The sequence below is a fragment of the Stappia sp. P2PMeth1 genome (assembly GCF_900185735.1).
GTDB lineage: Bacteria > Pseudomonadota > Alphaproteobacteria > Rhizobiales > Stappiaceae > Stappia.
The window spans coordinates 165162-186738 of record NZ_FYAW01000022.1; the positions used below are offsets into that span (position 1 = coordinate 165162).

Annotated in this window: 20 protein-coding genes; 6 read left to right on the plus strand and 14 right to left on the minus strand. The window is 65.9% G+C overall.

Annotation, left to right across the window (positions count from 1 at the left end):
• The first annotated feature begins 69 nt into the window (after positions 1-69).
• A complete protein-coding gene (locus tag P2PM1_RS16370; RefSeq protein WP_186399786.1) occupies positions 70-1011 on the plus strand; it encodes a helix-turn-helix domain-containing protein in 942 nt (313 codons plus the stop codon).
• Positions 1008-1919: an AraC family transcriptional regulator gene (locus P2PM1_RS16375; protein ID WP_186399787.1), complete on the plus strand. Its 912-nt coding sequence runs from the start codon at positions 1008-1010 to the stop codon at positions 1917-1919. Before P2PM1_RS16370 ends, P2PM1_RS16375 begins: the two co-directional genes overlap by 4 nt.
• Positions 1920-1955: 36 nt before the next feature.
• Here P2PM1_RS16375 and P2PM1_RS16380 read toward each other — a convergent pair whose 3' ends face one another.
• The 12 genes from P2PM1_RS16380 to P2PM1_RS16435 form a co-directional block, all read right to left on the minus strand.
• The gene (locus P2PM1_RS16380) at positions 1956-2984 is read right to left on the minus strand and encodes a homoserine dehydrogenase (RefSeq protein ID WP_186399788.1); all 1029 of its coding nucleotides are present in this window, start codon (positions 2982-2984) and stop codon (positions 1956-1958) included.
• Positions 2985-3106: 122 nt separating this feature from the next.
• Positions 3107-3937 carry an alpha/beta fold hydrolase gene (locus P2PM1_RS16385; RefSeq protein ID WP_186399789.1) on the minus strand — a complete coding sequence of 277 codons (831 nt, stop codon included), beginning with the start codon at positions 3935-3937 and terminating at the stop codon, positions 3107-3109.
• A 75-nt stretch (positions 3938-4012) separates the two neighbouring features.
• Positions 4013-5596 carry an MFS transporter gene (locus P2PM1_RS16390; protein ID WP_186399790.1) on the minus strand — a complete coding sequence of 528 codons (1584 nt, stop codon included), beginning with the start codon at positions 5594-5596 and terminating at the stop codon, positions 4013-4015.
• A 47-nt stretch (positions 5597-5643) separates the two neighbouring features.
• On the minus strand, positions 5644-7494 hold the full coding sequence (locus P2PM1_RS16395) for an amidohydrolase (protein WP_186399791.1): 1851 nt from the start codon (positions 7492-7494) through the stop codon (positions 5644-5646).
• A 178-nt stretch (positions 7495-7672) separates the two neighbouring features.
• Positions 7673-8362, minus strand: a complete 690-nt coding sequence (locus P2PM1_RS16400; protein WP_186395957.1) for a hydrolase — start codon at positions 8360-8362, stop codon at positions 7673-7675.
• 40 nt (positions 8363-8402) lie between these two features.
• Positions 8403-8654, minus strand: coding sequence for a DUF1427 family protein (locus P2PM1_RS16405; protein ID WP_186399792.1), 252 nt, complete (start codon positions 8652-8654; stop codon positions 8403-8405).
• A gap of 711 nt (positions 8655-9365) precedes the next feature.
• A complete protein-coding gene (locus P2PM1_RS16410; RefSeq protein ID WP_186399793.1) occupies positions 9366-10082 on the minus strand; it encodes a GntR family transcriptional regulator in 717 nt (238 codons plus the stop codon).
• 68 nt (positions 10083-10150) lie between these two features.
• Positions 10151-11434 (minus strand): TRAP transporter large permease, encoded by a 1284-nt coding sequence (locus P2PM1_RS16415; protein ID WP_186399794.1) that lies wholly within the window; start codon positions 11432-11434, stop codon positions 10151-10153.
• A complete protein-coding gene (locus P2PM1_RS16420) occupies positions 11431-11952 on the minus strand; it encodes a TRAP transporter small permease (protein ID WP_186399795.1) in 522 nt (173 codons plus the stop codon). Before P2PM1_RS16420 ends, P2PM1_RS16415 begins: the two co-directional genes overlap by 4 nt.
• 52 nt (positions 11953-12004) lie before the next feature.
• Positions 12005-12970, minus strand: a complete 966-nt coding sequence (locus P2PM1_RS16425; protein ID WP_186399796.1) for a TRAP transporter substrate-binding protein — start codon at positions 12968-12970, stop codon at positions 12005-12007.
• 65 nt (positions 12971-13035) lie between these two features.
• Entirely contained in the window at positions 13036-13446 is a 411-nt protein-coding gene (locus P2PM1_RS16430) for a hypothetical protein (RefSeq protein ID WP_186387799.1), read from the minus strand.
• 9 nt (positions 13447-13455) lie between these two features.
• Positions 13456-14784 carry an aspartate aminotransferase family protein gene (locus P2PM1_RS16435; RefSeq protein ID WP_186399797.1) on the minus strand — a complete coding sequence of 443 codons (1329 nt, stop codon included), beginning with the start codon at positions 14782-14784 and terminating at the stop codon, positions 13456-13458.
• A 137-nt stretch (positions 14785-14921) separates the two neighbouring features.
• Here P2PM1_RS16435 and P2PM1_RS16440 point away from each other — a divergent pair, with 137 nt between their 5' ends.
• The 4 genes from P2PM1_RS16440 (at position 14922) to P2PM1_RS16455 (ending at position 19015) form a co-directional block, all read left to right on the plus strand.
• Positions 14922-15464 carry a putative glycolipid-binding domain-containing protein gene (locus P2PM1_RS16440; protein ID WP_186387797.1) on the plus strand — a complete coding sequence of 181 codons (543 nt, stop codon included), beginning with the start codon at positions 14922-14924 and terminating at the stop codon, positions 15462-15464.
• A 15-nt stretch (positions 15465-15479) separates the two neighbouring features.
• Positions 15480-16766 (plus strand): ribulose-bisphosphate carboxylase large subunit family protein, encoded by a 1287-nt coding sequence (locus P2PM1_RS16445; RefSeq protein ID WP_186399798.1) that lies wholly within the window; start codon positions 15480-15482, stop codon positions 16764-16766.
• Positions 16759-18066: a four-carbon acid sugar kinase family protein gene (locus tag P2PM1_RS16450; protein WP_186399799.1), complete on the plus strand. Its 1308-nt coding sequence runs from the start codon at positions 16759-16761 to the stop codon at positions 18064-18066. The genes P2PM1_RS16445 and P2PM1_RS16450 overlap by 8 nt, the downstream gene beginning before the upstream one ends.
• 490 nt (positions 18067-18556) lie before the next feature.
• On the plus strand, positions 18557-19015 hold the full coding sequence (locus tag P2PM1_RS16455; protein ID WP_186387794.1) for a hypothetical protein: 459 nt from the start codon (positions 18557-18559) through the stop codon (positions 19013-19015).
• A 545-nt stretch (positions 19016-19560) separates the two neighbouring features.
• Here P2PM1_RS16455 and P2PM1_RS16460 read toward each other — a convergent pair.
• Both P2PM1_RS16460 and P2PM1_RS16465 read right to left on the minus strand, forming a co-directional pair.
• Positions 19561-20577, minus strand: a complete 1017-nt coding sequence (locus P2PM1_RS16460) for a fatty acid desaturase (RefSeq protein ID WP_186399800.1) — start codon at positions 20575-20577, stop codon at positions 19561-19563.
• Positions 20578-20587: 10 nt separating this feature from the next.
• On the minus strand, positions 20588-21556 hold the full coding sequence (locus P2PM1_RS16465) for a fatty acid desaturase (protein WP_186399801.1): 969 nt from the start codon (positions 21554-21556) through the stop codon (positions 20588-20590).
• Between the last annotated feature and the right edge of the window lie 21 nt (positions 21557-21577).

A 21577-nucleotide genomic window follows, 5' to 3' on the forward strand; every position in this document is an offset into this window, starting at 1 on the left:
GGCCTGCGCGGCATGAAGCAGGCCGCCGGCTCGACCTGGGAGGGCTGCGAGACGCATAGGAGACACAACGTGACCGCCGATGCCTATCGTTCTTTTGCTCAATGGTACAGCGACGGCCACCTGGCGAGCTATGTGCGAACGATGAAGTCCGCAGGCGACATCATTCATCTGCTGGAGGCCGCGCAGCCGGCCGGAGACATGTCCGACCCCGCCGTCCCGGATATCATCCTCTATCAAGACTTGCATGGTGGCTGCCGCGTCAGCGGCGACATGGGAGGCGGGCGCTTCGATGTGAAGAGTGAGAAGGGCGGCTTTTTTCTCTCCGCCCCGCAATTCGCAAACACGGTCATTGTCGACGCCGCCCACGAGCTTCGCAGCCTGTCGTTTCCGTTGGCGCAGTGGCAGTCCGTTCTGGATGAAGCTGCAGACGGGCGGTTCCCCGTGGACTACCAGAAACTGTGTATGGGGACGTTCGCCTCGGCCACTATCCGGTCGGCCATCCGGAACCTGTGGGTCTTGTGCGATGAGGAGGGCGCGCCGTCGCGCCTGCTGGCGCAGGCCGCGGGTTTGGAGGTTCTGGCCGAGTTGTGCCGGTTGGGCGGGGCGCCGTTGACGACTGCAAAGGGCGGTCTTGCTCCATGGGTCCAGCGGCGGTGTCTGGAGCTCATGCATGCCCGGCTTTCGGAAGACATCAGCCTCGACGAACTGGCGGCCGAGGCGCGGCTCTCGCCGTTTCATTTTGCCCGCATGTTCAAGCAGAGCGTCGGCGTGCCGCCACGGGTCTATCTGACCCGGCTGCGGATGGAGAAAGCCTGCGAACTCCTCGAGACGACGGACCTTCCGGTCACCGAGATCGCGCAGGAAGTGGGATATTCGTCCAACCAGGTGCTGGCCCGGGTGTTCATCAAGCATCGGCACATGAGCCCGTCCGACTATCGCCGGGCCGTTCGCGATCCGGCCCGTCCATCGATCTCGCCTCGCGCGCCGTCGGCTCCGGAGGGACGGCAATGACCGCCCCTGCCTACTCGTCATTCGCCCAGTGGCACAGCAAGGGGCGACATGCGTCCTACCTGCGCATGATGAAATCTCCGGGCGCAATTCTCGACCTTCTTGAGGTCCAGCGGCCAGCCGGGGACATGTCCCGCCCGGCGCTGCCGGACATCGTCCTGATAGAGGACCTGCTTGGCTGCAGCCGTGTCCAGGGGGACCTCGGAGGAGGCCGCTTCGATATGACGACCGCGAAAGGCACGCTCGCCGTCGCCGCGCCGAACTTCGCGACCACAGTGATCAACGACGGCAGCCATCGGCTCCGCAGCCTGGCTTTCCCGGTGGCGCAATGGCAGTCCGTTCTGGATGAAGCCGGCGACGGCCGTTGCTCGTTCGACAGTACCCGCATGTACGGCCAAGTGTTCCAGTCTCCGGCGATCCGGTCGGCGCTGCGGAACCTGTGGGCTCTGTGCAACGACGAGGGGGCGCCGTCGCGGCTGCTGGCGCGGGCTGCAGGTTTGGAGATTCTGGCCGAGTTGTGCCGGTTGGGCGGAGCGCCGTTGACGGCTGCAAAGGGCGGGCTGGCTCCGTGGGCGGAGCGGCGGTGCCTGGAGTTCATGCGGGCGCGGCTTTCGGAAGACATCAGCCTCGACGAACTGGCGGCCGAGGCGCGGCTCTCGCCGTTTCATTTCGCGCGTATGTTCAAGCAGAGCGTCGGCGTGCCGCCACGGGTCTATCTGACCCGGCTGCGGATGGAGAAAGCCTGCGAACTCCTCGAGACGACGGACCTTCCGGTCACCGAGATCGCGCAGGAAGTGGGATATTCGTCCAACCAGGTGCTGGCCCGGGTGTTCATCAAGCATCGGCACATGAGCCCGTCCGACTATCGCCGGGCCGTTCGCGATCCGAGGGGGTCTGCCGCGCCGCAGTGACTTCGAGGACGGCGGAAGCCTGCACGGTCCTGCCCGTCATCGCTCTTCTCCCGAACCATGCGTGGCCCGCGCCGCTCTTGCCGTCAGGATGTGTTCGAGATCCTTCAGCGCGGCGGCCGCGGTGGCGAGGGGCTCCGTGCCGGATCCGATCGCGATCGTCTCGCCCATCGCATCCGTGGTGATGCGGATCGCCTTGTTCTTTCCCGACACATGCGCGAGCGGATCGGTCATCGGGTAGGTCCGCACGCCGACGGCCGCCCGCGTCGCCCCGTCGCTCCGCACGAGGCTCCCGACGAGCTTTGGAACGAGACGCTGCGTTCGCCATGTCTCGATATCGCGCGCCGCGACCGACCCAATGCCCTCGACGGCCAGATCGTCCATCGTCAGGCCGGCATCGAGGCCGAAATTGGCGATGAGGACGAGCTTGCCGGCGGTGTCCCAACCCTCGGTGTCGTTGCGCGGGTCGGCTTCCGCGAAGCCGCCTGCCTGGGCGCGCGCCAGCGCCTCGTCGAAGCCGAGGGCCTCCGTCATCATCGCATCGAGCAGGTAGTTGGTGGTGGCGTTCAGGATGCCCTCGATTTCGAGCACCTCGCAGCCTTTCAGGCTGTGCTCTATGAGGTCGATCGTCGGCAGCGCGGCGGCAGCGGCGCCGCTGAGTTTCAGCATCGCTCCCGAGGAGCGCGCCAGGGCGCGCAGATCGGGTCCGCTGTGGACCAGCGCGCCCTTCGATATGACGATCGCGTCGCGTCCCGCCGAGAGAGCGGATCGGAGATAGGCAAGGCCCGGCCCTCCGGTTCGAAAATCGCTGGGACCGGCCTCGATCAGAATGTCGGCGCCGCTCGCCGCGATGAAGGCCGGGCCCGACAGGCCGGGCTCGAGCGCCTCAAGGCGCCCGGCTTCCAGTCCCTCCGGGTCGGCCAGACCGGCGCGCGACCCGCAGACGGCGACGAGGCGGATGTCGGCGTCATGAACCTGCCGGTAGCGCTCGCGCCGGGCCAGGAGAAGAGTGGCCGTGGCGCGGCCCACGCCCCCGAAACCGGCAATCGCGACCCTGACGATCTTCATGATTTCACTGCCTTGTCTTCGAGGCTCAAGCCCGAGACCCCAACGTTTCGAACAGCGCCGGCCGAAGGCGCGCTTGCGGCGGCCGCGCAATCCGCGACCGCCGATCCCCTTGGCGAGCCGTCTCAGGCGCGGATGAAGGCCAGCATATCCGAGTTCACCACCTCCGGATGGGTGGCGAACAGGCCGTGCGACAGGCCGGGATAGGTCTTCAGCGTGCCGTCCCTGACGAGCCTGATCGCCTTGAGGGCCGAGTTCTCGATCGGCACGATCTGATCGTCCTCGCCGTGAATGATCATCACAGGAACGGTGATCGCCTTCAGGTCCTCGGTGAAGTCGGTTTCCGAAAACACTTCGATGCAGTCGTGATGCGCCTTGGCGCCGCCGCTCATGCCCTGGCGCCACCAATTGTCGATCAGGCCCTGGCTGACCTTCGCGCCCATCCGGTTGAAGCCATAGAACGGCCCGCTCGGCAGATCGCGATAGAATTGCGCCCGGTTTGCCTCCAGGGCGGAGCGCAGGCCGTCGAAGATCTCCATCGGAACGCCGTCCGGGTTGGCATCGGACCGGGCCATCACCGGCGGGATCGCCGCGATCAGAATGGCCTTGGCCACCCGGCCGCGCTCGGCCCGCGCCGCATAGCGCGTGACCTCGCCGCCGCCGGTCGAATGGCCGATATGGACCGCGTCGCGCAGATCGAGCGCCTTGGCGATCTCAGCCACGTCCGCGGCATATGTGTCCATGTCGTTGCCGGTGTCGGTCTGGTCGGACCGGCCATGGCCGCGCCGGTCATGCGCGATCACCCGGTAGCCTTGGGACAGGAAGAACAGCATCTGGGCGTCCCAGTCGTCGGCGCTGAGCGGCCAGCCATGGTGAAACATGATGGGCTGCGCGTCTTTCGGTCCCCAGTCCTTGTAGAACAGCGTCGTGCCGTCAGTCAGGGTGATGGTGGTCATGGCATGTCTTCCTTTCGTGGGTTTCGAGGAAATCGCCGGGCGGCGGGACGAGCGGTTCCGCCTGCGCCCGGTCGGTCATAGCGGCCTCAACAGATGCCGCACGACGGGCGGCCGGTCGCCGACATGGAAGGCCTGGAGCAGTTGCTGATCGATCTGGTCGGCATGGGTCACGCGGGCATGCTGGCGCTGGTGCTCGACCCAGCTCTCGACGACGAAGCTCTCGATGACGCGCCCCGGCTCGGCGACGTCCTCCCAGACATCCCAGCGGATGGCGCCGTCACGCTGCCGCGACGACCGGAAATCGCGCAGGGCGGCGACGAAGTCGGCAAGGCGCGCGGGCTCGATCCGATATTCGATCTCGATGAGAACCGGCCCGCGGTCGTCCGCCGGCTGCACGAAGACCACCGGTTCCGCCCAATGGTTCGAGGGCGCCAGGTCGTTGGCCTGCTCCTGCGGCAGGCGCCAGCGGAAGGCCAGGACCAGCGCCGCCGCCTGCCCGGCGGCCGCCAGCAGCAGAGCGGTGGGGACACTGGTCGCGGCAGCGACCGAGCCCCACAGGATGCTGCCGCCCGCCATGGCGCCCTGGAACACCAGGATATAGACGGCGAGCGCGCGCGCCTTCACCCATCCGGGCGAGGCCATCTGCGCCGCGACATTGAGCGAGGTCAGCATTCCGATCCAGGCAAGGCCGGCGGAAAACATCACCGCCCCGGCGATCCAGGCATTGGCGGCAAGCGCCAGCGCCAGGGTCGACAGGGCAAAGAACAGCGTCGCCCCGACGGAGATGGTGTTGGCGGGAACCCTTTTGCGCAGCCGCTTCAGCAGGATCGCGCCGACAACGGCGCCGGCCCCCATGCAGCCGAGCAGGGCACCGTAGCCGGCCGCATCGAGCCCCAGTCCGCGCCGCGCGATCAGCGGCAGCATCGCCCAGAGCGCGCTTCCGAACAGGAAGAAGCCCACCGCCCGCACCAGCACGAGACGCATCGCCGGCGAATGGCGCGTGTAGCGGTATCCCGCCTTCAGCGCGCCGAAAAAGTGCTCGGGCGGCAGGGCGTGAACGGTTCGCGGGCGCTGCCAGGTGTAGAGGACGGCCAGCACGGCCACGACCGAAACCGCGTTCAACGCGAAGACGGCCGGTGTTCCGGCAAGAGCGACGATGACCCCGCCGAGCGCCGGCCCGATCGCGCGCGAGATGTTGACGCCAAGACTGTTCAGCGCGATGGCGTCCGGCAAGGCCTGCTTGTCCACCAGCTCGGGCACGATCGCCTGGAACACCGGCGCACTCAGCGCGGCCGCAATGCCCAGCATGAAGGTGCCCGCCAGCAGCACTTCGGGAGTGACGAGGTCGAACAGGGTCAGGACCGCCAGCAGCGCGGCCGCGAGAAGGCCGAGCAATTGCGCCGCCATCAGCATCCTGCGGCGGTCGACGATGTCGGCGAGGGCGCCGGCGGGAAGCGCCAGCAGGAACATCGGCAGCGTCGTCGCCGCCTGCACCAGCGCGACGAGCAGCGGGCTCGGCGACAGCGAGGTCATCAGCCAGCCGGCGCCGACATCGTGCATCCAGGTGCCGACATTGGAGACGACCGTGGCGATCCACAGCGCCCGGAAGACGGGGAAGCCAAGCGGCCCGACTGTCGTTTCCTGCCGTGTCTCGCTCATGGCGGGTTCCTCGCTCGTCCTGAGGGTAAGGTTCGGTGCGGCCAGGGTCAGACCGCCCAGCAGCCGCATCCAAGGGCGCCCCAGAAGGTGCGGGCGTCCGACGCCGGCACGCTTGCGCCAAGCGCCGCGGCGTGGTCGTGCCCATGCACCGCGCAACCACTCGCGCAGCCGCAGTTCATCATCATCCGGGCGCGGGTTTGCGTTGTCCGGTGGTAGCCGCCGAAGGTCGCGACCGGCGACCAGTCCGGCATCGGCGCGGGAAGATCCGGCGCGAGGCGCCCGTAGTCGCCGTCTCCATGCACGACCTTGCCGCCGAGAATGGTCAGGACCGACCGCAGGTGGACGATGTCGCTTTCCGGGACGGAGAAGTAATCCTCGGACAGCAGGGCAAGGTCGGCGAGCTGCCCCGCCCTGATCTGACCTTTCCTGCCTTGCTCGTTGGAAAACCAGGTGTTCGCTTCAGTCCACAGCCGCAATGCGGTCTCGCGGTCGAGACGATCGTGCTGCGGGTAGAGGGCGAGGCCACCGACGGTCCTCGAGGTCACCAGCCAGGAGAGCGACACCCATGGATTGTAGCTGGCGACGCGGGTCGCGTCGGTGCCGGCGCCCAGCGCCACGCCCGCTTCCATGATCCGGCGGATCGGCGGCGTGCGCTCGGCGGCCTTTGCCCCGTAGCGTTCGACGAAATATTCGCCCTGAAACGCCATGCGGTGCTGCACGGCAATGCCGCCGCCGAGCGCGGCGATCCGGTCGATGTTGCGGTCCGTGATCGTTTCGGCGTGGTCGAAGAACCAGTTGATGCCGGAGAGCGGAATGTCGCGGTTGACCTTTTCGAACACGTCGAGCGCGCGGTCGATGGTTTCGTCGTAGGTAGCGTGCAGCCGCCAGGGCCAGCGGTTTTCCGCAAGGAGACGAATGACGGGCTCCAGATCGGCTTCCATATCCGGCGGCAAGTCCGGACGCTCGGCGCGGAAATCCTCGAAATCGGCGGCGGAATAGACGAGCATCTCGCCGGCGCCGTTGTGGCGATAGACGTCGTCGCCCTGTCCGGGCGAGACCTGTCTCACCCAGCTTGAGAAATCCGCCAGCTCTTCCTTGGGCTTCTGGGTGAAGAGGTTGTAGCTGACGCGAACCGTCATCTGGCCGTCGGCGTGAAGCCTCTCGATGATCTCGTAGTCGTCGGGATAGTTCTGGAAACCGCCGCCGGCGTCGATCACGCTGGTCACCCCGAGACTGTTCAGCTCGCGCATGAAATGGCGGGACGAATTGATCTGGTAGTCCGGGTCCAGCTTCGGCCCCTTGGCCAGCGTCGAATAGAGGATCGTTGCATTGGGCTGCGCCAGCAGCAGGCCGGTTGGATTGCCGGCGCCATCCCTGACGATCTCGCCGCCGGGAGGATTGGGCGTGTCCCTGGTGTAGCCGACGACACGCAGGGCGGCCGCGTTGAGCAGCGCGCGATCGTAGAGATGCAGAATGAAGACGGGCGTATCGGGCGCGACGGCGTTGATTTCCTCAAGCGTCGGGAGGCGTTTTTCCGCGAACTGGTGCTCGGTGAAGCCGCCGACGACGCGCACCCATTGCGGAGCCGGCGTCCGGTCGACCTGCCGCTTCAGCATCGCCATCGCATCGGAAAGCGACGGGACCCCGTCCCAGCGAAGCTCCATATTGTAGTTCAGCCCGCCGCGGATCACATGGGTGTGGCTGTCGATCAGCCCCGGGATCAGCCGCCGCCCTTTCGCGTCGATGATCGCGGCGTCCGGCGCGGCGGCCCGCACCTCCGCTTCCGTGCCCACGGCGAGGAACCTGCCGTCCCGGATGGCCACGGCATCCGCCGAGGGGTTCTGCCGATCGAGGGTCGTCACCCTGGCGTTGACGATGATCAGGTCGCTGGCGGTCATGGCTTTCTCCTTGGCGGCGCGTCCCGTCCGCGAGCAACCGGCCGCAGCCGCATCGCCCAAAAACGTCGCGGCGATGCAGCGGATGGCGTGTGAACGGGGCCGCGATCCTGCCCACAGGCACGGTGGCTGGTTCCGGCGGCTGATCCGGGGGGCGGCCGGTCCAGCCGGCTCGCATCCGTCAGACGGCGGGCTTGGGCGGAACGACCGGGCCGTGCGCCGCGCGCTCGGGAGCCTTGTGGACCATGGTGTAGGCGTAATCGACGCCCATGCCATAGGCTCCGGAATGCTCCCGCACGATGGCCATGACGGCGTCGTAGGTGTCGCGCCGCGCCCAGTCGCGCTGCCATTCGAGGAGGACCTGCTGCCAGGTAACGGGCACGATCCCGGCCTGCACCATGCGGTCCATGGCATAGGTGTGCGCGTCGAGCGAGGTTCCGCCCGAGGCATCGGCCACCATGTAGATGTCATAGTCGGTATCGGCGAGGCAGGAGAGCGCGAAGGTGCAGTTGCAGACTTCGGTCCACAGACCCGAGACGACGATCTTCCTGCGCCCGTCCGCCGCATTGGCTGCAAGCGCCTCGCGGACCTTCAGATCGTCCCAGGAGTTCATCGACGTGCGCTCCAGAATGGGAGCCTCGGGAAACACCGACAGCAGTTCGGGAAAGGTCGGCCCCGAGAAGCTCTCAGTCTCCACCGTCGTGATCGTCGTCGGAATCCTGAAGGCCTTCGCCGCCTTGGCAAGGCCCACGACATTGTTCTTCAGGGCCTGCCGGTCGATGGACTGGACACCGAAGGCCATCTGCGGCTGCTGATCGATGAAGATGAGCTGGCTGTTCGAAGGGGTTAGAACCTGTAGCTTGCTGGACATCTGCATTCGCTTTCGTGTGAGGGGAGAACCGGCCGGCAGCTCAGGCGACGTCGTCTTTCTTCGCTGTCTCGCCGGGGCGCCGAAGGGCGAAGGATTTTTCGTGCAGCACCGTCTGGACGACGTTCGAGTGACCCTTGAGCCACTGCACGCCCGCCTCGCCGGCAAGCATCCCTAAGAGGCCGAGCAAGGCGATGATCGGGGGCGCGGGCGATCGAACGGACACCAGGCCATAGAGCACGCCGATCCCCAGGCCGACGACCAGCGAAAGAGCGTAGGGTTGCAGTTGGCCCATGATCGATGTCCCCGCGCAGGTCCCTTGGTCCGAGTGCCGGCCGGTGCCCGAGGAGACGGGCGCCGCCGCGCCACAACCGCTGCCACGAAGGCGCCGGAAGGGGTGCGGCACAAAGGCAGGTTGGCTTTCGGGCAGGTTGGCTTTGCGGGGCTGACTTTACTGCCCGCGCCCGAGTGCCGCGGCGCAGGGCCTGCGATGACGGTGCCGATCTTGCGGGCTCTTGCCGAGGGAAAGCCGCGAGGCCGTCCAGACCGGGGCTGCCGATGCGGAGTGCCGGGCCGGCGGAAGCGATCCAGACCGGTCCCGCAGCACAGGGAGCCCGCGCGACGCGGTCATCCGCGGCGCCGGCAGCCTGGCTGATGCTCTAGACGCGCTTTCCGATCAGGTGGAATCACCTGATCGATAAGAAATCGCTCCAAATTCAATACCTTGAGCATATTCTTGTCGTTCAGATCGGTTCGATCTGAACGGAATATGCTCTAGACGCGCTTCCTGGCCAGCAAGCAGGGGCCGCTGCGCTCCATTCCTGTTCGCTGCGCGCAACGGAACGTCCGCGCTCGAACAGGCCGCCAGGCGCCTACAGGCCGTTGAACCGAGCCATGGCCGAGCGCCGCCGTCTCTTCGCTGTCTTGCAGAAGGGCGACTTCCCGTTCTCTCGGAGCGCGATACCGGCGGCCGCCTGATCGGACGGCCTCGCCGATCAGGCGGCCGTCATCGGCGAGACCCCGCTCGGCGCAGCGCCTTCCCTTCGGGTTCAGGCGCTTCCGCCGCCATGTGCCGGGCAAGTGCCTTGCCATCCGGATTGTTGTGAATGCTCGACAGTTGCGCCGCCGCGGCCGCATCGCCGCTCAGCACCGCGTCGGCAATTGGCTCGTGGAGCGGGATCATGTCGGCAAACAGATCGCTATGCATGGGTTCGGTGAGGGTCATGAACAGCCGGATCTGGCTTTCCAGAAGCCCGTACATCTGGATCAGTCTCTTGTGCCGCGACATGGCGACGATCTGCCGATGGAAGGCAATGTCCGCCTCCATGCAGGCGCGCTTGTCGCGGCGCGTCACCGCCCGCCGCATGTCCTCCATGGTCTTCTTCAGTCGGCTGGCATCCTCGTCCGTCAGGTTCCGGGCCGCGAGTTCGGCCGCCAGCGCCTCGAGAGAATTGCGCAACGAACACAGTTCGAGGGCGTCCACTGCGCTGAGCCCGGCCACGAACATGCCGCGGCGCGGACGGAACTCGACCAGGCCTTCGTTCTGAAGATGGCGAAGAGCCGAGCGGACGGTTCCATTGCTCACCTCGAACTCCTGCCCCAGATCGGCCTCCACGAGATGCGTGCCGGTGGTCAGCGTCCCGGAGAGAATCTTCTCACGAACCCCCTCCGCGACGACTTCGTCGAGACCGGGACGCCCAGAGACAGCTTTGGTGCGCGCCATGCCGCATGCCTTCCTATCGACAATAATTAATTATTCTAGCCGATTGGCCGGCCAAATGCACCGCGTTTCTACGGCATCCCCAGGGCATTCGGCAGCCAAAGCACGGTGGCCGGCACATATGTGATCAGCAGCAGCACCGCCAGAATGATCGCGATGATCGGCAAGCTCTCCCGCACGACCTGGCCCATCGGCGCGCGCGAAATCGACTGGGTGATCAGGAGATTGAGGCCGATAGGCGGGTGGATCAGTCCGATCATGAGATTGAGCACGACCACCAGCCCGAAATGGACCGGGTCGATGCCATAGGCGAGAGCGGCGGGCAGGAAAATCGGCACCAGGATGATGGTGGCGGGCGTCGAGTCGAGGAAGATGCCGGCAACGAGGAAGATGATGTTGACCAGCAGCAGGAAGCCTTGCGGACCGAGATCGGCCGCCTGCAGATGCGCCTGGATATCCCGGGGAATGCCGTTGACGACGATCAGATAGGCAACAAACGAGCTGATGCCGACGATCAGCATGATATTGGCCGTCTGCAGGGCGGCGTCGGTGAGCATCCCGGGAAACTGGCGCCACTGGAATTCACGGTGGATCACCCAGCCGACGAACAGGGCGTAGAAGACCAGCACCGCGCCCAGTTCGGTGACCGTGAAGAGGCCGCCCTTGGCCCCGAGTGCAAGCAGCAGCGGCATGCTCAGCGCCCAGAGGCTGACCCGGAACTTCCGGCCGATCTCGGTCCAGGCGATGCTCCCGCGCGCCGCCAGCCGCTTGCGCCTGGCGACATAGGTGACATAGGCGATCAGCGCCGCGGCGATGATGAAGCCGGGGATATAGGCGCCGACGAAGAGCTTCATGATCGAGACCTGGGCGATCACCCCGTAGATCACCAGTGGAATGCTGGGCGGGATGATCGGGCCGAGCACGGCCGCACCCGCGGTGAAGGCCGCCGCGAAGGCGGGCGAATAGCCTTCCTTCTTCATCTCCGGGATCAGCAGGGCGCCGCTCGCCGCCGCATCGGCGACCGAGGAGCCGGAAATGCCGGAGAGAAACACGTTGGTCCCGACATTGACCACGCCGGAGCTTCCCCGCACCCGCCCGAGCGCGCTGGCGAACAGGTCGATGACGCGCGTGGTGACGCCGCCGCTGTTCATGATCGCCGCCGACAGGATGAAGAAGGGGATCGCCAGCAGCGGAAAGGAATCGATCCCGTTCACCAGCTTCTGGGCCAGCAGGACGCCCGGCGTTCCCCACAGGGCGACAATGACGAGCGCGGCAACGCCCATGGAAACGGCGATCGGCACGGACAGCAGCGTGAGGACGAAGAAGACGGCGGACAGTGCCGCGAGCATGGTCATGGGCGGATTTCCTCAGGTGACGAGGGCGGAAGGGACGCGGCCGGGGAGACGAGACGGCGCGTGAACAGGCGCTCGATGATGAAGAACAGGCCAAGCGCGCCAAAGACGATCGGTGGCAGATAGAACCACCGATAGGACAGCCCCGTCGCCGGGGCGATCTTGCCGGAGGCCATCTGGATCAACTGCCAGGCGTAGTGGCTGAGGAAGACCAGCAGCAGCGCGGTGAGCGCATCCGTTCCCAGCCCGAGCGCGCCGCGAGCCCTTGGGCTCATCCGATGCTGGACGACGTCGATGAGGATCAGGTCGCGCATCGAGACCAGCAGCGCGGCACCGCAAAAGACCATCCAGATCATCAGCAGGCGGCAGATTTCCGCGAGCTGATGGGTGGCGCCGTGAGTGACATAGCGTGCGACCACCTGAAAGGAGACCAGCACGATGATGGCGAGCAGCATCAGCGCGAGCCCCTGCCGCAAAATCCAGCGCAGCATAGCGCCGACGCGAATGATGATGTGAGACATGAGTTCCTCCCGCGCGGCTCCCGGCAAGACGACGCCGGGAGCCGCCGTTCAATCAGTTCACCAGGCGGAACCGGTCGATGATGGGCTGGAGCGCTCCGTCGTGCCTGGCTTCGGCCGCGCGCCTGGCGAACTCCTCGAGATCGGGTGCGTGGACGACGAGGCCGTTCGCCTGCAGCTCGCCGATGAGCTGCTGGCTGCTCTCCTGGGTATAGGCGCGATACCAGTCGGCACTCGCATCCGCCGCCGTCTCGAACGCCGCCTTCACGGGAGCGTCGAGCCCGGCGTACCAGGGGGCGTTGCAGATGAACGCCATCGTCTCGGCCATGTGGTTGGTGACGACGAGGTGTTTCGCCACCTCGAAGAAACGATGATCCTTGATGGCGACCAGCGGCTGCTCAAGACCATCGACCACCCCCTGCTGGAGCGCGGCATAGGTTTCCTCAAAGGCGATCGACGTCGGGTTGACGCCGAGTGCTGCAATGGAGGTCACATAGGCCGGAATGCCGGGCGCGCGCACCTTCATGCCCTGAAGGTCGGCGAGGCTGTCCGCCGGCTTCTTGACCAGAAACTGCCGGAACCCGCGGAACCCCGGACCGACGACCTGGAAGCCCGAGTCCTCGGCAATGGACTCGATCACCGCCTTGCCCGCCGGCCCGCGCCAGATGCGGAAGAAATGGTCCTCATCGCGATAGAGATAGGCGACGCCTTCGATGTTGGAGATCGGGCTGAACGAGCCGAGGACGCCGACGCTCTCATACATGCATTCGAGAACGCCGCCCTTCACCTGCTCGACCATCTCGCTCCAGGTGCCGAGCTGCGAAGCCGGGAAGATCTCCACCGAGACGCTGCCGCCAAGCTCCTTCTCCAGGTTGGCCTTGAACAGCTCGATCACCTTGGTGTCCGGCCCCTCGGGCGTGCCGGTGCCGCCGATACGGATGCGGGTCTGTGCCTCGGCCGGCAGCCCGGCCGACAGGGCGAGGGCGCATGCAACAACGAGTGTCTTGAGCTGTGACTTCATAACTATCCCCTTCCGGTTTTGCTTTGTCTTTGAGATCAGCCGCCGCTGGGGCGGGCATGTTCGGGTCAGTTCGTCCGGCGCTCTGGCGCGACGAGCTCGCTCAGCACCGTTTGCAGACGGGTCCCGGGGCGCAGCCCGAGCTTCCTGGCCGCCTGGTTCACGTCGGAGATGACGCCGTTGTCCCAGGTGTCCCGGGAATCGCCGATGCGGGCGCTGGTGTGGGCGATGACGCCGGCGGCGATCCCGCGCTCGTCGAGCATGGCGAGCGCCACGGCTCCGGCGTTCTCCTTGCCGAAGCCGGCATCGTTGAAGAACACCGCGCCGACCGGGACGGCGAGGGCGAATTCTCCCGAACTCGCCCCGCCATGCGAGGCGGAGACGACGATGGCGCCTTCATCATCCGGCGTCAGCTTGGTGATGGAGTCCATCACGACGACACGGCCCTTCGAGCCGTGGCAGACTTCAGCTTTCAACATGGCTTTTCCTCATGCGTCGGTTCGGGCGATGGCCGTCAGGGAGCCGTCGAGGGCGTCGACGATCTGGTCGATCTGGTCTTCGGTGATGACGAACGGGGGGCTGATCTGGATATGATCGCCGCCGCGCCCGTAGTTGGCGCCTGCAACACCGGGATTGATGATGACGTTTCGCAGGCGCATCTGCGCTGCCAGGCGCGCGGTGAACTGCTCGCTCTCGGCGAAGGGCCGGCGCGAGGCGCGGTCGGCCACGAATTCCAGGCCGGCGAACAGCCCGCGTCCGCGCACCTCGCCGATGCAGGCGTGGCGCTGCTGCAGCGCTTCCAGCCGCGCGAACAGATAGGCCCCCGTCTTGCCGGGCCTCTCGAACAGGCTCTCGCGGGTCATGATCTCGAAGACCTGCTGGCCCATGAAGCAGGCGGCGGGGTGGCCGCTATAGGTGAAGCCATGCACGAAACGGCGTTTGCTGGTGCGGAAGAATTCGGTGATCTCGTCGCTGATGATCGTCGCGCCGAGGGCGGCGTAGCCGCTGGCGATCGCCTTGCCGGCGGTGATCATGTCGGGTGTCACGCCCCATTCCTGGATCGCGAAGGGCCGGCCGGTGCGGCCATAGCCGGTGAGCACTTCGTCGGCGACGAACAGCACGCCGTAGCGGTCGCAGATCTCGCGGATGCGCCGGTAATAATCCGCATGCGGCACCACGCCGGAGCAGGTGGTGCCGACGATCGGCTCGGCAAAGAAGGCGGAGACGGTCTCCGGCCCTTCCAGCAGGATCGCCTTCTCCAACTCGTCGGCGCAGGCAAGCGAACAGCCGCCGTGCCTGGCGCACAAGCCGCACCGATATTCGTAAGGCGGCGGAATATGCACCACCGGCAACAGATAGGGATCGTAAGGCTGCCGCCAGCTCGTGCGGCCGGAGATCGAGAGGGTGGCGATGGTGACGCCATGATAGCTCTGCCAACGCGCGATGATCTTGTGACGGCGCGGCTCTCCCCGTTCGATGTGGTACTGCCGGGCAAGCTTCAGCGCCGTCTCGTTCGCTTCCGAGCCCCCCGACGAGAAATAGACCGATCCCATCCCGGGCGGGGCGACGGACAGTATCGAAGCCGCGAACCGCTCCTGCCACGGATTTGAGAAGCCGGCGTTGTAGACGAAAGTGACGCGATCGCCGGCATCGGCCAGCGCCTCGGCGATCTCCGTGCGGCCATGGCCGATGCCGACGACACCCGCGCTTCCCATCGCATCAAGGTGGCGATTGCCCTCTTCATCGAAGAGGTAGACGCCGGATCCGCGCGCGATGCGCAGCGGTGCCGTCGCGAAATCCCTCAGGAATACCGTCAATTTCTCAACTCCCTCGCACTCGGCCGATGGCTGTGGCGCAACATCAGGCATGACCAGATCATGCCCATCGCGATTTTTCCTTGTCAATAAAAAATAATTAATTATTGTGCAGTGAACCGATCGACAGGGAGACGGAAATGGTTACGGCACGCTGGAGAGCAGAGGACGGGCTCGGCATCGAACATGCCGACGTCGCCGTCGGGGCTTCTGAGATACGCGTCGAGAGCGTGGTGACCGGAGACCGGTTCGGTCCCTATGGCGCGCGCTACCGGTTGCACTGCACGGGCGACTGGACGGTTCGAAGCGTCGAGATCGATGTCGTCGGCGGAGCGTCTCTGCGGCTGGCGAGCGATGGCGAAGGCAATTGGAGGGACGGTGCCGGCTCGCCATTGCCGGAGCTCCAGGGGTGTATCGATGTCGACATCTCCGCCACCCCGCTCACCAACACGCTGCCCATTCGCCGGCTTCGCCTTGCTGAAGGCGCGCGTCGCGAGATCCGCGTCGTCTATATCGCAGTGCCGAGCCTCACCCTCGCGCCGGCGCTCCAGGCATATACCTGTCTGATGTCCGATCGGCGCTATCGCTACGAAGGTCTGTTTCGGCATTTCGAGACGGAGCTGGACGTCGATGGCCACGGGCTGGTGACCGACTATCCGACGCTGTTCCGCCGCGTGCTCTAGGATCGAGCCGAGACCATGAGCGACGAAAGACTTCACTGCACCTATCTCATCGAAAGCCCGATCGACGTCGAAAAGGCAGCCGAACTGCTTGCCAGCGAACAGTCGATCGGATCGTTCGTGCAGGTCCCGGGCGAGACCGACGATGTCCTGCGGCGGCACGGGGCCAGGGTCGAGGCGGTGGATCGGGTCGAGGACGGCGCATTGCCCAGCCTCGCGACCTCCTTGCCGGGGCTCGCAAGGGATGTCCGCACAACCCGTGCCGTGGCACGCGTGTCATTTCCCGTCGAGAACTTCGCACCTAACCTGGCTTCGCTCTTCGCGATCCTGCTCGGCAATCTGTTCGAGCTTCAGGAACTCACCGGAATACGTCTCGAGGACGTCGAGCTTCCCGCAAGCTTCTCCGACCGCTTTCCCGGTCCCGCCTTTGGCGTAGCCGGCACGCGCTCGCTCACGGACATCCCGACCGGCCCGATCATCGGCACCATCGTCAAGCCGAAGCTGGGCCTGCCGCCGGAGCAGATCGCCGCGCTGGTCGAGACGCTCGGCGACGCCGGTATCGACTTCATCAAGGACGACGAGTGCCTCACCGACCCGCCATCGGCTCCGTTGGCCGCACGCGTGGCGGCCGTTTCCCGCGCCCTTGACCGCGTCGCGGACCGAACCGGACGCAAGCCCATGTTCGCATTCAATGTCAGCGGAGAGTCCGACGACATGCGCCGCAGCCACGACCTTGTCGCCGCCGCCGGTGGAACCTGCATCATGGTCTCGCTCAACGCCTGCGGCCCTTCCGCGATCGGGGAGCTGAGACGCCATTCCACCCTTCCTCTCCACGGTCATCGTGCCGGCTGGGGAATGCTGACGCGCCATCCCTCGCTCGGCATCAGCTTCACCGCCTATCAGAAACTGTGGCGTCATGCGGGCGTCGATCACCTCCATGTCGGCGGGCTGCAGAGCAAGTTCTTCGAGGAGGACGCCTCGGTCGCGGCCTCGGCACGGGCGTGTCTGGCGCCCCTGGGCCGGCACGCGGCTGTCATGCCGGTGTTCTCCTCGGGCCAGTGGGGCGGCCAGGCCCCGGAGACGTTCCGGCAGGTCGGCAGCGACGACCTTCTCTATCTGGCGGGCGGCGGGATCCTCGGCCATCCGCTCGGCGCTGCCGGGGGTGTTCGCGCCCTTCGCGAGGCCTGGGAGGCGGCGAAACTCGGCATTGCGCTCGATGACCATGCAGCCACCCATCCTGCTCTGGCGGCTTCAATCCGGACATTCGGACAGATCAGAACAAGACGGGGAACGGGCAATGGCTGACCTCTCACCCTCGCTCTGCTTCTATGGCGACGATTTCACCGGCTCGACGGACGCGCTCGACGCTCTCACCTCGGCGAACGTGTCGGCTGCGCTGCTCCTGGAGCCGACGGACGAGGCCATGCGCCTGCTGCCGGACGTGCAGGCCGTCGGGCTCGCCGGCATGAGCCGGGCCATGTCGCCCGATGACATGGAGGCACACCTGGCGGATGCCTTCCGTTTCCTGGCCGATCTCAATCCCCGGGTCCTGCATTACAAAGTCTGCTCGACATTCGACTCCTCGCCGACGAAGGGCAGCATCGGCAAGGCAATGGAAATCGGCCGACGCTTCTTCGGCGATCGGGCGACGCCGATTGTCGTCGGCGCCCCGGCGCTGGGTCGCTATGTCGCCTTTGGTCATCTTTTCGCTCGGGCGGGACATGCGCCCACGGTTCACCGCCTCGACCGCCATCCCGTCATGAGCCGGCATCCCGTGACGCCGATGACGGAGTCCGATCTGCGGCGCCATCTGGCCTGTCAAACCAAGCTTCCCATCGACCTTGTTTCGCTCGCCGACCTCGAAGCCGGGCACTATCCGGCTCTGGAGGCAAACGGCCGTGCCGTCCTGTTCGATACGACGTCTCCCGGTCACCTCGCCGATATTGGCGGATGGCTCGATCGCGAAAGCGCCGAAGCGCCGATCTTCTGCGTTGGGTCGAGCGCAGTGGAAACGGCCCTCGCTCCCAGGATCGGCGCTGGCGGCACGTTTCGTTCCCCACCACGCCTCGCTCAGGGGCCATGCCCGGTTGCGGTGGTGTCGGGCAGTTGTTCGCCGGTGACCGCTCAGCAGATGGACGCCGCAGCGCGCAACGGCTTTGCGCTCATTCGCATCGAACCGGCGGAGCTCATGGAGGATCGTTCGATGATGGCTGCCTGTCACAAGGCTGCCGACACCGCGACAACGGTATTGCAGACAGGCCAATCCGTCCTGGTCTATTCGGCCCGCGGACAGGCGGACTTCGGTGTCGCGGTCGACGAACGCCAACGCGGCGATCTGGAGCGCCGCATCGGCATGGCGCTTGGCAAGGTGCTCGCAACGCTCGTCGAACGCGCCGCGCTCCGCAAGGTGATCGTCGCCGGCGGCGATACATCAGGGCGTGTCGCGCGCGCCCTCGACCTCGTGGCTCTGCAGGTGGTCCACCCCCTTGCACCCGGAGCTCCCCTCTGCCAGGGCTCAAGGCGCGACGGCTCCAGGATCGAAATCGCTCTCAAAGGCGGGCAGATGGGCGGTGAGGACTTCTTCGCCCGCGTCAGAGACGCCTGAGCTTCTGAAAGCTACATGACGCTCGCGCCGGATCGGAAATCGGCCCTGACCGACGGGAGCTTTCCTTTCATCCGAATCTGAAGTTCGTCACATGGAGCGGCGTGCTCTCAACGAACTTCAGATTCAAAAGGGTGACTGGCAAGCCTATGTTTCTAGCGTGGTTTTCGAGTCTGAAACATGCTCGCCGGCCCGCTGCAAAACGAGGCGTATTTCAAATTCACCACACTCGTCAAAACCGGAGGAAACGACCCGTGGCAGGCCACCCCGCGGCCAAGGGCCCGGGCCTGCCGGTCGGTGACCCGGGGCACCCTCTGGCGGCCGGACACCCCGAACGATGCTGCTCCGCACCATGCCGGAAGTTGCATCTCGTAACGGAATTTCCCTGAAAAATACAACATTACGTTGCAACCATAGGATTTTATCGCTAGAATTTCAGACGTTGGAATGTAGATCTGAAATTAGTTCTTTTTGTCTGGAAGGGAGTCGGACTATGATTCTCAGCAGCTTGGTGCGCGATGATCCCAACGGATTCATCGACTTGGACAAGAACCTCGGCCGCCACATTGGCGACAAGAATGTGCAAGCCTTTCATGAAGAGGCCGGCAACCTCGCCGCGGACGTGCTGTTCGAAGACGAGTCCATGGTGAAGGAGCTCCTTCGGGACGAAGTCATCGTGACGGAGCTCAACGCCGCGCTGTATAACGTGCGCGCCAAGGCCTATGGTTTGCGGACCTTCAACGCCGACCGGGACCGGGCGATGTTCGCGGACACCCTGCACAGCGTCATGGGCAAACGCGACCAGAGCCTCGAGCGCGACATCATCCAGGCCGAACTCGTCCAGAACTCGGCCATCAACGACCGGACCATGCGCAATCCGACGGTGATGAAGGTCCTGAACGAGCGTGTTTCGGACCTGTACGAACAGTACAAGAAGAAGAAGAAGAGGTAACCGGACGGCGCTGTCGCCGAACCGGCTCTGCGAGGGCAACGAAACACCGCAAGCCATTGGCTGTCGCAAGCCGATGGCTTGCGGGTTTGCGGCTTACAGCGAGCCAGGTCGCCATGCAAAATCGCCGGCCATGTGGCCGGCCATGTCTTTGGTCATGGCGTTGACCTCGTCGTTGGGCATGTCGCTGACCATGGCGCCAGTCGCATCGCCAATGGAGGCCAGCGCGCCCGGACGCCCCGTCTCTTCCCCCGTTTCTTCCTCGCCGCCGCCGCGCGTCTGCGTCTTGCGTCTGCCTCCCGCGCCCGCGCCTCGGCCTTCCCGGCTGCATCTTTCCCCTGGCCTCTGTTCTCCCCGATTTCGTTGCTCCCGGCCTCGTTCTCTCGGTCTCGTTCTCTCGGTCTCGTAGTTCCCCATCTCGTTGCGACCCGTCGCATCTGGCGCCCGTCTCGACTTGCTCGGCAAGGCGGGTCCAAAAAGGTCGCTCGGGCAGGGGCGCCCGGGCACGAGCCGCCGGCGCTCCGACGAGCGCGGCCGGCGGCGATCCGTCAGCCTGCTGCCTGTTTTTCGCGGATGGACGACACCGGCCCGGACGGGAGGGCATTGTAGATGGCCTGGAACGCCTTGACCGGATTTCGCGGCGTTTCCAGCGCCGCATAGGCCGGATCGGATTTCAGGAGCTCATGCACGCGGGACAGCCGCCACTGCGGCACCCTTGGAAACAGGTGGTGGACCAGATGATAGCCCTCGCCGTGCTTCTCCCCGACCACGAGATCCCACAGCAGGCCGAACTCCCGGTTGCGGGACATCTGGATGTCGACGGGCTCCTCGGGCTCCATCAGCGGGTAGTGCTCCAGCAGTTCCGCGATCGAGCCGATCCAGGCATGGGTGGTGACCAGCGGCACCAGCCAGTAGGCCAGCAGGACCCAGAAGACGCCGGTCCACAGGGCGACGCCGATCACGAGCGCATAGGTCGCCAGCCGGACGGCGGTCTCCCACCGGTCCTCATCGGCCGGCAGGATCCGGTGCCGGATCAGGAAGGAGATATAGCGCAACGTTCCGGCGGGGCTGACGACCCGGAAGAGATACCGGCGTAGCGAGGCCTTGCACCGCCCCGCGCCATAGAGGCCGGATGTCACGAAGAACTGGTAGTCCGGATCTTGCTCCGGATCGCCGAACAGGCTGTGATGGGCGCGAAGATGCGAGGCGACATAGCCGGTGTAGCTCTGCAGCACCGGATGTCCGCCGAACACCGCCCCGAGGACGGTTCCGGCGCGGCGGTTCTTCATGAATGTCCGGTGGCAGGCCTGGTGCAGGACGCCGGACAGCGCCCTTTGCCGACCGCCGATGAGGAAGATCGCGCACAGATACGCCGGCAGCGCCAGATAGAGCGGCAGCGAAACCCAGGCCCAGTAGGAGCCGGCCGCCGCCAGCAGGATGACGGACCAGTGTTCGAGCAGTTCCAGCGGCCCGTGCAGGTTGTCGAGCGCGTAATACGCCTGGACCCGCCGCCGCAGGTCGGCGGAAAAGGCATGCCGCCTGACCTGTTTGACCTCGCCCGCCATCGCCGCCTCCTCACGCCGACTTTCCGCGCGGCCGCGCCGGCGCCGCGTCCCGCGGCACCCGGTCGATCCGGTTCCGGCGCCGGTCGAGGAAGCCCAGGATGGCGGGTACCGGGCTGACCACATGGCGGTTGTCCGCCAGGGCCGCGCCGTAGCGCCGGCGCACGTCTTCCATGCGGCTCCAGTGCTCTTGCGGGCACAGGTGGTGTTCCTGATGATAGCCGTCGTTGAAGGTGACGAAATTGTAGAGCCGTCCGTAGTGGCTGACCGAGTTGGCGAAGCGGTTCTCGGGGCAGGCGCCGAAGTGCTCGAAATAGTTCTGGACGTTGACGAGAACCAGCGCCGCGAAAAAGGACGGCAGATAGGCGAACAGCACAAAGGAGGGCCGCACCGCCAGCAGGCCGAGCAGAACCAGCGTCAGGACGATCAGTTCAAGGCGCATCTGCCGCCGTTCCCCGTCCCGCAGCCGGGCGCCGACCACCTGGTCCGGCGAGCGGGCGCTGTCCGCCGCCGCCAGGGCGGGGACGAAGGCCGTCAGCCGCAGCCATGCCTCGTTGCGCGAGGTGGCGACCGCACCCGCGAACGCATAGCGCCAGATGCTCAGATGCGTGCCGTCGCTCGCGCCGGCATAGGTCGACGACAGGTCGCGCGGCGGGCCGTTCGGACCTGGGCGATCATTGTGATAGCGGTGGTGATTGCGCACATGCGAGACGTGATAGGCCTGCATCGACTGGCCGATGGTGACCGAGTTGAGCACCGAGGCGGCGGCGTTCAGACGGGGATGGCGAAACCACGGATTGTGGGTGAACAGATGCGCGACGATGACGATGCTGTAGGTGGTGAGCAGCGCCAGCATCGGCACGATGCCGAGCTTCCAGCCGATGGAGACATGCGGCCATGCATAGGCGCTGCAGAAGAGGGCGCAGGCATGCGCCAGGCTCAATCCGGCCAGCCAGGCATCCTTTGCTGAACAGCGCCACATCGCGTCGCACCTCTCGGCGTT

Excerpts from the sequence above, each read along its gene's own strand:
- P2PM1_RS16375 (WP_186399787.1), top strand. The coding sequence starts at position 1,008 with ATGACCGCCCCTGCCTACTCGTCATTCGCCCAGTGGCACAGCAAGGGG.
- P2PM1_RS16395 (WP_186399791.1), bottom strand. The coding sequence starts at position 7,494 with ATGACCGCCAGCGACCTGATCATCGTCAACGCCAGGGTGACGACCCTC.
- P2PM1_RS16425 (WP_186399796.1), bottom strand. The coding sequence starts at position 12,970 with ATGAAGTCACAGCTCAAGACACTCGTTGTTGCATGCGCCCTCGCCCTG.
- P2PM1_RS16405 (WP_186399792.1), bottom strand. The coding sequence starts at position 8,654 with ATGGGCCAACTGCAACCCTACGCTCTTTCGCTGGTCGTCGGCCTGGGG.
- P2PM1_RS16380 (WP_186399788.1), bottom strand. The coding sequence starts at position 2,984 with ATGAAGATCGTCAGGGTCGCGATTGCCGGTTTCGGGGGCGTGGGCCGC.
- P2PM1_RS16420 (WP_186399795.1), bottom strand. The coding sequence starts at position 11,952 with ATGTCTCACATCATCATTCGCGTCGGCGCTATGCTGCGCTGGATTTTG.
- P2PM1_RS16410 (WP_186399793.1), bottom strand. The coding sequence starts at position 10,082 with ATGGCGCGCACCAAAGCTGTCTCTGGGCGTCCCGGTCTCGACGAAGTC.
- P2PM1_RS16400 (WP_186395957.1), bottom strand. The coding sequence starts at position 8,362 with ATGTCCAGCAAGCTACAGGTTCTAACCCCTTCGAACAGCCAGCTCATC.
- P2PM1_RS16445 (WP_186399798.1), top strand. The coding sequence starts at position 15,480 with ATGAGCGACGAAAGACTTCACTGCACCTATCTCATCGAAAGCCCGATC.
- P2PM1_RS16430 (WP_186387799.1), bottom strand. The coding sequence starts at position 13,446 with ATGTTGAAAGCTGAAGTCTGCCACGGCTCGAAGGGCCGTGTCGTCGTG.
- P2PM1_RS16385 (WP_186399789.1), bottom strand. The coding sequence starts at position 3,937 with ATGACCACCATCACCCTGACTGACGGCACGACGCTGTTCTACAAGGAC.
- P2PM1_RS16450 (WP_186399799.1), top strand. The coding sequence starts at position 16,759 with ATGGCTGACCTCTCACCCTCGCTCTGCTTCTATGGCGACGATTTCACC.
- P2PM1_RS16455 (WP_186387794.1), top strand. The coding sequence starts at position 18,557 with ATGATTCTCAGCAGCTTGGTGCGCGATGATCCCAACGGATTCATCGAC.
- P2PM1_RS16460 (WP_186399800.1), bottom strand. The coding sequence starts at position 20,577 with ATGGCGGGCGAGGTCAAACAGGTCAGGCGGCATGCCTTTTCCGCCGAC.
- P2PM1_RS16465 (WP_186399801.1), bottom strand. The coding sequence starts at position 21,556 with ATGTGGCGCTGTTCAGCAAAGGATGCCTGGCTGGCCGGATTGAGCCTG.
- P2PM1_RS16415 (WP_186399794.1), bottom strand. The coding sequence starts at position 11,434 with ATGACCATGCTCGCGGCACTGTCCGCCGTCTTCTTCGTCCTCACGCTG.
- P2PM1_RS16440 (WP_186387797.1), top strand. The coding sequence starts at position 14,922 with ATGGTTACGGCACGCTGGAGAGCAGAGGACGGGCTCGGCATCGAACAT.
- P2PM1_RS16390 (WP_186399790.1), bottom strand. The coding sequence starts at position 5,596 with ATGAGCGAGACACGGCAGGAAACGACAGTCGGGCCGCTTGGCTTCCCC.